We start from the raw sequence: 10,180 nt of genomic DNA on the forward strand, positions 1-10,180 counted from the left end.
GGCTACTCCATAAAAACGACTTTTCATACCCGGATTTGGTATAACAGCACCTCCGGTCCCCTCCCCTTGGCAAGGGGAGGGTTAGGGTGGGGTCCTCATGTCATGGCGATCGCCCCAACCCTCTCTTACAAAAGTAGGTTTTTTACGTTCATGGATATTTACCTAAGAGTAAGGGGACTTCCGGTCCCCTCCCCTTGGCAAGGGGAGGGTTAGGGTGGGGTCCTCCCGTCATGGCGATCGCCACAACCCTCTCCCCCCAGTGGTCCTTGCCAGAACCCACAGATTTCAGTTACCCTATTCCTGCTAAGGATTAAGTTTTAATACCCCTGCCCATATTTTGGCGGCTTTAAAACCAACTTCAAAAATGATTTCAAACCCACCCCCTCTCACCTGCAATTGCAATTATGCCTTCCAAAAAACGTTATCGTGAAAACCTCCCCCCTTGGCTGAGTTTAGTAGAGAAATTAGTCGCCATTATCGCCTTAGTTAACTTAGCCCTCGTCCTCTTTGACCTCAGCTACGTTCCAGGACGAGACTTATACCTCCGGGGGGATTTATTTTTAGAAAGATTTAGAACAACCAAACGGGAAAGATATCTGACCAAAGTCGATCGCCTGCAAGCCCTCTTACAGCAAAATGGATTAGATGACCCCCAGGTTGAACCCTTATTAGCCGAATTAAGGGAACAGAGCATTCAACTCGTCGATGAAGAACGATTTCGAGTCACGGGCAGTTATGGAGCCTTAGAAGAAATCAAAACTCGCATGGAAACCGTAATGGGGGCAGAAAATGCCACCCAAGCCTTCCTAGCCTTTTGGACTCGTGAATACTTAAATGCCGTCGGATGGCGGGAAGCGATGGATTTTTTTAATCGGGATATCCGATTTTTAATGACATTTTATGAACCCCAACTGTTTTATGATGCCGTTAAAGGAATTGAACCTTATCGCGACACCCAAAACTATCTCCTCCTCGTTGATAGTCTGACGGTTGAGTTACAGCGCGATGGCTTGCAATCCGACCGAGTAGAACCGTTACTGGAGGAATTGCGAGAACTCAGTACGGCGATGATTAACCAAAATTTCTTTGAGCGTGCTCATAAAAATGGCACATTAGAACTGATTAAAAATAATATGCGCCGACATATTTATTCGCGAACAGAAGCCCGTCCCCAAGGTCCGCGATTGATTCTGGATGTCATCGAACTGTTAGCACCAGAAGTGCTCTGGGCGGACAAATCCTCTAGTAAGGCTTTCCAAACGTTCTGGAGTCAGGACAACTTCCAGGCCAACGGATGGGAAAATGAATTAGCCTTTTTTAATGAAGAAATTCGCTTTCCCATGCAAACGAATTATTTTAGGCATTATGGGGTAGCGAATGAATATATGGATCGGTTTTGGCTGATTGATATCTTTTTTATGGCTATTTTCTTCGTTGACTTGTTATTTAGAAGCTGGCTAATCGTGCGACGTCACCCCAACATGACGTTAGAAGGGGCGATTTTATGGCGATGGTATGATTTGATTTTGCTCATTCCTTTTTGGCGATGGTTGCGGGTGATTCCCGTAGTAATTCGCCTTAATGAAGCCAATCTGATGAACATTGAGTGGGTGCAAAAGCAAGCCCGCTTGGGGTTTGTAGCCAACTTTGCCAAAGAACTGACGGAAGTGGTGGTGGTTCAAACTATTAATCAGATGAAAGGGAGTGTAGAGAGTGGACAAATCAGCCGGAGTTTATTAGAACCAGCAGAGAAAGAGTATATTGATCTTAATGAGATTAACGAAGTGCAAGCGATTTCTAGTCGATTGTTAGAAATAGCTGTTTGTCGAGTGCTGCCGGAAGTGCAGCCGGATTTACAGGCGCTGCTGTCTCATCAGATGGAAAGTACGATGAAATCCTCGGAGTTATATCGGCGGATTCAGCAGTTGCCGGGGTTTGGGGATTTATCGCATCAAATGGCGGAACAGTTAGTCAAACGGGTATCGAGGCTGGTGACTGAGGGGCCTGAGAATGCGTATGAGGCGATCGTTCATGCACCCCCGGACCCAGTGGGGGAAAAATTGACCCAGCAACTGGTGGAACATTTCGGCAGTGCGTTGCGAAAAGAATTGCGACGAGAAGATACGATCGGGGAATTTGAGTATTTGATTTCGTCCTTACTGGAAGAAATTAAGGTTAACTACGTTCAACAAATGGAAGAATCGGACCCCGAGGACCTATTTGACGAAACCGAAGCCCTTCGCAAACGGGCGACTGGGAAGATCAAGCTGCCTGGAAAGGAGAATAGGGGTTAGGGAAGTGGATGTTGTCATCTGTCATTTGTCAAGAGACGAACAACCCATAACCAATGACCAACGACCAATGACCAACGACCAATGACCAATGACCAATGACCAACAACCAATGACCAGTTGAGACCCGATCGGTCAATCCCTGGGGAGATCGTGTAAAATGGAACGACAAAGGCATTCAACCATTAGATAGTTGAGAATAGGGGGCCGAATGGCCTGACTATCGGAAAGCGTCTACTTCCCCCAGGGTGCGTTCAGTGCAGTCCGTCAGAGGGGGGATGGCGATCGCCCCTGTCTAACCGGCAAACTCGCTCCTAAAAGACTGGCATCTCCAAAAGAGTAACCTTAAAATTGGAGTGGGGCATCTAGGAAAGCGGGCAGGTTTAGTGCGAACAGGAGGAAAACTGGTTCCATCCGGGCAGCAAGACACCAATCAAGCTGGAAGGTCCCCGAACGGTTGAACTCGACTGTAGCAGTCCCTAGGGCATTGGAATATGCAATAGGGGAAGCCAAAGAAAAGCCGCGATCGCCGAGGCTAAACTGACAGAGGCTCCGATCAGACCCCTGTTTGTTCCTGGCCCCCCAGCGGTTGGATCGCGCCCTCCTTCCCCGGAAAGCCACCCCAAAGGCTTGCCGTCAGAGCGTGCAAGTTGATTTTTACTGTCTGAGCAACGACAAGCGATAGACCGTAGAAATCCCTGCCGCCAAAGGGAAGAGAACGCCGTTCATTCCCAAACTTCTGTGAAGAGTTTTTTCGCTTTGAAGTGGGTCAACCCCCACTTTTTTTGTTCAAATCTGTCTCATGACTCATCCCCTGATCCCACAAATTATCGAAATCGCTACCCCCATCGCCGAATCTCTCGGATTAGAAGTGGTGGCAGCGGTCTTTCATACCAACCTGAATCCGCCCGTACTGCGAGTGGACATCCGCAACTACAGCACAGACACCAGTTTGGATGACTGCGAACGCATGAGCAAGGCGTTGGAAAGCAGCTTAGACGAACGGGAGATAATCCCGGATACCTACGTTTTAGAAATTTCCAGTCCTGGAATCTCGCGGCAGCTTACCACAGACCGAGAATTTATCTCATTCAAAGGGTTTCCCGCAGTTGTGGAAACCCTGGAACCCTATCAGGGGCATACAGAGTGGAAAGGTAGACTCGTGAAGCGGGACGAAACTGCCGTTTATCTCAACCGTAAAGGTCGAGTCACGGCAATTCCTCGACCCCTTATCAATAAAGTGCAACTCGTAGATCGAGAAGAATAACCAAGGACGGGTTCGCATCAGCAAAGGCAGGTAGATCCCTAGGGGGTGGGTCCAGAAGTGGGAAGACCACCTAATTTCTTGACCTGCTCTCTACTGATGAGCAGCTTTGGTCGGGTCAGAAACCGGGTGTCTTGTCTGATGTATTTCATCCAAGATGCTCTAGGAGATTCTGAACAAAGCAGGTTTGGAATCCTCGTCCTGTTATCTCTAACTCTAAATAGAACAACGGAGGCAAGTATTATGGCAATGGTCAGCCTCCCCGGACTCCGGGAGATGATTGACAGTATCTCTCAAGAGCGGAATTTACCGAAGCAAGCCGTGCAAGCGGCACTTCGCGAAGCGCTTTTGAAAGGATACGAGCGCTACAGGCGCACGATTAGTATGGAAAAGATCCATTTCGATGAACATTTTTTTGATAATTTTGAAATCGAACTGGATATTGCAGAGGAAGGCTTTCGGGTCCTCTCCACGAAGACCATTGTGGAATCGGTCAGTAGTGGGGACCATGAGATTTCCTTAAAAGAGGTTCAGGAAGTTGCCGACGAAGCTCAACTGGGGGATACGGTGGTGTTGGACGTGACCCCAGACCAACGAGAGTTTGGTCGAATGGCCGCGATTCAGACCAAGCAGGTGCTCCAGCAAAAACTACGGGATCAGCAACGCAAGATTGTGCAGGAAGAGTTTGAGGACTTAGAAAGCACGGTGTTGCAAGGGCGAGTCCTGCGATTTGACCGCCAGTCGGTGATTCTGGCGGTGAATAGTGGGTTTGGACAACCGGAAGTGGAGGCGGAACTGCCTAAACGGGAACAGTTACCGAACGATAATTATCGCGCCAACACGACCATTAAGGTCTACTTGAAGAAGGTGCGGGAAGGCCCCAGCCGAGGCCCTCAATTGTTGGTCTCTCGGGCGGATGCCGGATTGGTGGTTTATTTATTCGCCAACGAAGTGCCGGAAATTGAGGATGAGGTGGTGCGGATTGTTGCCGTTGCGCGCGAAGCCAATCCTCCTTCGCGTCATGTTGGGCCCCGGACTAAAATTGCTGTGGATACCCTAGAGCGGGATGTGGACCCGGTGGGAGCCTGTATTGGAGCGCGGGGATCGCGGATCCAAGTCGTGGTGAACGAACTCCGGGGGGAAAAAATCGACGTGATTCGCTGGTCACCGGATCCAGCGACTTATATCGCAAATGCCCTGAGTCCCGCTAAAGTGGATGAGGTGCGGTTGGTGAATCCCGAAGCAAGACAGGCTCATGTTTTGGTTCCCGAGGATCAGCTGAGTTTGGCGATCGGGAAAGAAGGCCAGAATGTTAGGCTGGCAGCCCGCTTGACCGGGTGGAAAATCGACATCAAGGATAGTGCGAAGTACGACTACGATGCTTCTTACGAGTCCTCTAGGGTTCAATCTTCCTACGAGGAAGAAGAGGACATGGAGGAGGACATGGAGGAAGCCGTCGATGAGCTAGAGGAAACCTCAACTGCCAGTTCGGTGCAAAGAACGGCTTGAGGTTGAGGGAAAATTGGCCACTGCTCTTGGAGTCTGGGGGAAGCCTTTGGGATAATAACTAGAAGGCGTCCGGGGGAGCTTTGGGAGGGAGAACTAGCAAGGAAACTGGGAGGAAAGCATTAGCGAAAGACGCTCCTCGGGGGAGTTGACCCCTGAAGCGTCTCTTGCCAATCCGATTCAATTCGTCGGAAGGACAAACCGAAGCGCCGTCATCGTATGAAACCAAACTACCGACGTTGTATTAGTTGCCGTAAAGTTGCACCGAAAGAAGCCTTCTGGCGTATCGTCAAACTCTACCCATCGGATCGGGTACAATTAGATACGGGTATGGGGCGTTCGGCCTATCTTTGTCCAGAAGCCTCTTGCCTGAAAATGGCTCAAAAGAAAAATAGACTGGGGCGATCGCTTAAAGCGGCGGTTCCTCCAGAACTGTATTCAACCCTAGGGCAACGGTTACCGCTGATCGATCGATCCGATCGCCCGCCAGCAAACCCAACCCCATAACAACCCGAACTAAATTAGACCTCCCGGAGTTATCCCTCTCCTTTGAACCCCAAAAAACAACCCCACCCTATAGACCCTAACATCCCCAGTTCTATAGAAATTCGTGCAAGACTAGAACAGAAGACGCGGTTTCGCCTGAACCGGCGAAGCGCCGTGCCTGACGTGGGAGACGAGCGTGCGGCTCTCTCGATATGCGGTTGTCCGTTGGTATCCCAGCCGGTCAACAATAACGCCCAACAAGCCGATGCCATTAACGGGTTCTGTCGGTCTCCCGGCGGCGATCGCACTAAAAGACCGGCTCGACCCTCTTCGATTCAAACATTAAGCTGGGGAAAAACCTGAACACTCAGGGTGAAAAATCCCAGGATCCACAATCGAAGGGCGGGATCCGCCGTTCGGAGGTTTTATGAACAACGGAAAAGTGAGAATATACGAGTTATCACGGGAATTGAATTTGGAAAACAGAGACATTTTGGCAGTTTGCGAACAACTGAACATTCCAGTTAAAAGCCATAGTAGTACCATCTCAGAAGATGAGGCCCAGCGCATCGAAAAATTCGTCATGAATCATCCCGAAAAAGCGAATGGAGCCGCCAAAACCAAAGAAAAACAAGCGGCCTCAGAACTGGGAAACCCTTCAAACGCTAAGAAAAAACAGGAAATTTTGGAAATCCGAAAACAACCTTACCGCAATAATAACAATCAAGTTGGGGGACAAACCTTATTAGAAGATAGTGCCTCCCCCAATGCAATGAGCTCATCCGATGCCAATCAAAATAAGCAGATGATGTTGAATCGACCTGTGCGTAATAACGACAGCGATCCCAGTTTACCCGACTCCCAAAACCTAGAAGAGGAATTCTGTGCTCAGGACGAGGCCAAAAAAGCGGCGATCGCCCCTGAGCCCAACCCTGAGCGGGTCTCGGAACCCAAAGGGGACCAAAGAGAGGGCAATAATCCAGTCTCTGAGGAAGACTTGCAAGAACTGCAAGCTCCCCCCGTCCGCCCCGTGCGCTCCTCTGACCGGAAAACTGAGTCCGGTAAATTGGACCGACCTGTACTCAAACCCCCGTCCAAGAAAGACGACAGTTCCTCCCCAGGGGCCGCGAAAACTCCTAGCCCCAGTAGCCCAGGCGCGCCTCGCGCTGCCAAGCCCGCTGCGCCCTCTCGCCCCGCGCCCTCTGCACCAACCCCATCGGTCAGTAAGGACGGCGATTCCCGTCGAGAAAGTCCCCAGGCTGGAATTGCACCTAAGCCTAAACCCGTGACGGAACTCGTCCGGCCCCGTCGATCCGGGGAAGGTGACAGTGCCATTGCCAAAGCTAAGGAGTTACGCGATCGCGCCTCGTCGGATGAAGACATCTCCAACACTGAGGCAGAATCCTTCGTTGAGGACGATAACGAAACTCCCCGTCCTCAACTGAAAACTCCCCCTCGTCCTCCCAAGCGTTTGAAAAAACGCAAGGACGAAGAAGACGAGATGCAAGACTTAGATGAAAAAGCCGGGAAGGGCGCTGCGAAATCTAAGCGGCGACTCAAACCTCTGGCTGATGAAGATGATGATGATTATGAAAGCGATTTAGATACGGATGACTCGTCAGATACCGCTCTGAGCCTGTCGATCGCCCGTCCGCCTAAACCCAAAACTGCCCCGGCCCCCCGGAGTAGTGCGATCATCACCGGTCGTCAACCCAAAAAACCCAATACCAATCGCGACTCTTCCGGCAGTAGTAGTAAATCTCGGGGCCGTCGTCAGGACAAAACTGACAAAAAAGAACGTCCAGATCAAATCGTCATCTCTCAACCGATGACCGTGCGAGAACTGGCCAATGCCTTGGCTGTTCCCGAAACTGATATCGTCAGAACCCTCTTCTTCAAAGGGATTGCCGTAAACATTACTCAAACCCTGGATATTCCCTCGGCCAAAATGGTCGCGGAAGAACTAGAGGTCAACGTCGAGATCGCTGAAGTGGAATCGGAAGCCAAAAAGGTCAGCGAGATGATCGACATCAGCGACCTGGAAAGTCTCCAGATTCGTCCTCCCGTCGTAACAATTATGGGCCACGTGGACCACGGGAAAACCACCCTCCTCGACTCCATCCGGAAAACGAAGGTGGCTCAAGGAGAAGCCGGTGGGATTACCCAACATATCGGGGCCTATCATGTCGATGTGGAACATAAAGGCGCGATGCATCAAGTCGTCTTCCTGGATACTCCGGGTCACGAAGCCTTTACGGCCATGCGTGCTCGCGGAACCCGGGTGACGGATATCGCCGTTCTGGTGGTCGCTGCCGATGATGGGGTCCAACCCCAAACCATTGAGGCCATCAGCCATGCAAAAGCTGCTGAAGTGCCCATCGTGGTCGCTATCAACAAAATCGATAAGCAGGATTCCGATTTAAACCGCGTTAAGCAGGAACTGATGAATTACGGTCTGGTCCCCGAAGAATTGGGGGGCGACACGATTATGGTTCCGGTGAGTGCGATTCAAGGGCAGAACTTGGATACCCTGCTAGAGATGATTATCTTGGTGGCAGAAATCGAAGAAATCTCGGCTAACCCCAATCGCGCTGCGAAAGGGACCGTGATTGAGGCCCATTTGGATAAAGCTCGCGGTCCGGTGGCCACCCTGCTGGTGCAAAATGGCACCCTGCATATTGGGGATATTTTGGTCGCAGGCTCCACAATGGGTAAAGTCCGGGCAATGGTAGGCGATCGCGGCGATCGTGTGGAAATCGCTACCCCGTCCTTTGCTGTCGAAGTCCTAGGCTTAAACGAGGTCCCCTCAGCCGGGGATGAGTTCGATGTCTTCCCCAATGAAAAAGACGCTCGGGCCGTTGCTGACGATCGCGCCGATGTCAATCGCGAAACTCGTCTCAATCAAGCCCTCAACTCTCGTCGGGTTACCCTCAACAGCCTCAGCGCTCGCGCTCAAGAAGGTCAGTTGAAAGAACTCAACCTGATTCTGAAAGCCGACGTTCAAGGCTCCATCGAAGCCATCATTGGCTCCTTAAAACAACTCCCCCAAAATGAAGTCCAAGTCCGCGTCCTCTTGGCCGCTCCCGGAGAAGTCTCCGAAACCGATGTTGACCTCGCTGCCGCTTCTGATGCGGTCATTGTTGGGTTTAACACCACCTTCGCCAGCGGTGCACGTCAGGCTGCTGACCGCGAGGGAGTTGATGTTCGCGAATACAACATCATCTATAACCTCCTGGATGATATCCAAGGGGCAATGGAAGGTCTGCTGGATCCTGAATTGATTGAGGAACCCCTCGGTCAGGCCGAAGTCCGGGTTGTCTTCCAAATTGGTCGCGGTGCTGTCGCCGGCTGTTATGTACTCTCCGGTAAAATGATCCGCAACTGTAAGGTGCGGGTTCATCGCAAGGGAGAGGTCATCTATGAAGGTGTTCTCGACTCTCTCAAACGGGTTAAGGATGATGCCAAGGAAGTCAATAGTGGCTTTGAATGCGGTATCGGTATTGATAAGTTCAGTACCTGGCTCGAAGGAGATACCATCGAGGCCTATCGGATGGTTACCAAGCGCCGCACTCTTTCCCCAGCTTAACGGTGGGCAGAAAGTGTCACAGCTTAAGGGTGAAGGGTAAAGGAGATTGCAACCGTTAACGATTTAAAGTTAACGGTTAGCCGGTCATTTGTCATTTGTCGCATTTGTCATTTGTCATCCTTATACCCTTCATCCTTCACCCCTGATTCTTCATCCCTAATCCTGGATTGTTTCATGGTTTCTTTTCGCTCTGATCCCTATTTTTGGATTCATCTAACAGGTGCGGCGGCTGTCCCCCTGTTTCTCGAACTGACTTGGGTCGGTTTGTCCGTGGGTGACCCGCTGTTCTCCGGTGGTTTGGAATTGCTGTTGGTTGCGGCAATCGGTCTGTTGCCTGTGCTATGGATGCAATGGACGCGCCCATTCTATATTTTTAGTTTGCTGTTCGTGGCGATCGCCCCCCAATCCCTCACCGAAGAACAACGACGGATCCTCAGCTTATTTTTAAGAGCGCGGAACCGTTGGTTGGCCCTATTAGTTCCCGTGGGATTAGTCGCCATTCTCTGGAATCTTTATCTGTGGTCCCCCGTCGCTGCGGGGATTGGTGCTTATTTACCCCAATCCCATCTTTTCGGACTAGCGATCGCCACCCTGGGCTTTTTCGGCGCTAATCTCTTTCTACAGGTCCCCGTAAGCGTCCTCGCCGTCTTACTCACCCCCGAACCCACATTTGCCGCCACATCCCCGGTTCCGGTGGACCAACTTCCCCGAATTTTTACCATCCCCGGTTGGAAAGTCCAGAAAATTTTACCCCTACCTCCCATCCCGGTCGAATTGGCTTCCCCTCAACCCATTTCTGACCCCATTCCGCCTCCAGTGGACTCTCCGGTTCCCCCTGAAAATTCCGAACCTTAGCCCCAAATGGCACTCCTTCACCCGTCCAAATTTGCGTAAATCCTGTCTATAAGGGAACTCCAAAAAATAAAATACCCAAAAAACCCGCACCCTTAAGGGTGGGGCTACACGGACAAAGCCCGCCTGCGCGGGCTAATATAGTTAGGTGCTTAACCATCGGGATTTGGATGATTTATTTGTTGGAACACCCTA

8 protein-coding genes are annotated in these 10,180 nt (G+C 50.9%); all 8 read left to right on the forward strand.

Going from position 1 to position 10,180, the window contains the following annotated elements:
* Window positions 1-213, forward strand: a 213-nt coding sequence (locus NG833_RS08385; RefSeq protein WP_254564840.1) for a hypothetical protein, incomplete at its 5' end; no start/stop codon positions are given.
* A gap of 191 nt (window positions 214-404) precedes the next feature.
* The gene (locus NG833_RS08390) at window positions 405-2,294 is read left to right on the forward strand and encodes a hypothetical protein (protein ID WP_254564841.1); all 1,890 of its coding nucleotides are present in this window, start codon (window positions 405-407) and stop codon (window positions 2,292-2,294) included.
* A gap of 799 nt (window positions 2,295-3,093) precedes the next feature.
* The gene (gene rimP / locus NG833_RS08395; protein WP_254564842.1) at window positions 3,094-3,558 is read left to right on the forward strand and encodes a ribosome maturation factor RimP; all 465 of its coding nucleotides are present in this window, start codon (window positions 3,094-3,096) and stop codon (window positions 3,556-3,558) included.
* A 240-nt stretch (window positions 3,559-3,798) separates the two neighbouring features.
* Entirely contained in the window at window positions 3,799-5,064 is a 1,266-nt protein-coding gene (gene nusA, locus NG833_RS08400) for a transcription termination factor NusA (RefSeq protein WP_254564843.1), read from the forward strand.
* A 216-nt stretch (window positions 5,065-5,280) separates the two neighbouring features.
* Window positions 5,281-5,568: a YlxR family protein gene (locus NG833_RS08405; RefSeq protein WP_254564844.1), complete on the forward strand. Its 288-nt coding sequence runs from the start codon at window positions 5,281-5,283 to the stop codon at window positions 5,566-5,568.
* A gap of 42 nt (window positions 5,569-5,610) precedes the next feature.
* Window positions 5,611-5,910, forward strand: coding sequence for a hypothetical protein (locus tag NG833_RS08410; protein ID WP_254564845.1), 300 nt, complete (start codon window positions 5,611-5,613; stop codon window positions 5,908-5,910).
* A gap of 64 nt (window positions 5,911-5,974) precedes the next feature.
* Window positions 5,975-9,133: a translation initiation factor IF-2 gene (gene infB / locus NG833_RS08415; RefSeq protein WP_254564846.1), complete on the forward strand. Its 3,159-nt coding sequence runs from the start codon at window positions 5,975-5,977 to the stop codon at window positions 9,131-9,133.
* 174 nt (window positions 9,134-9,307) lie between these two features.
* Window positions 9,308-9,988, forward strand: a complete 681-nt coding sequence (locus NG833_RS08420) for a low-complexity tail membrane protein (RefSeq protein WP_254564847.1) — start codon at window positions 9,308-9,310, stop codon at window positions 9,986-9,988.
* Window positions 9,989-10,180 lie beyond the last annotated feature (192 nt).

It is taken from the genome of Oscillatoria sp. HE19RPO (assembly GCF_024220515.1).
In the GTDB taxonomy this organism is placed as follows: domain Bacteria; phylum Cyanobacteriota; class Cyanobacteriia; order Cyanobacteriales; family Laspinemataceae; genus Laspinema.

Bases quoted from the DNA above. Each gene is read 5' to 3' on its own strand.
- NG833_RS08390 (WP_254564841.1), top strand. From the start codon at position 405: ATGCCTTCCAAAAAACGTTATCGTGAAAACCTCCCCCCTTGGCTGAGT.
- nusA (WP_254564843.1), top strand. From the start codon at position 3,799: ATGGCAATGGTCAGCCTCCCCGGACTCCGGGAGATGATTGACAGTATC.
- NG833_RS08405 (WP_254564844.1), top strand. From the start codon at position 5,281: ATGAAACCAAACTACCGACGTTGTATTAGTTGCCGTAAAGTTGCACCG.
- NG833_RS08420 (WP_254564847.1), top strand. From the start codon at position 9,308: ATGGTTTCTTTTCGCTCTGATCCCTATTTTTGGATTCATCTAACAGGT.
- rimP (WP_254564842.1), top strand. From the start codon at position 3,094: ATGACTCATCCCCTGATCCCACAAATTATCGAAATCGCTACCCCCATC.
- infB (WP_254564846.1), top strand. From the start codon at position 5,975: ATGAACAACGGAAAAGTGAGAATATACGAGTTATCACGGGAATTGAAT.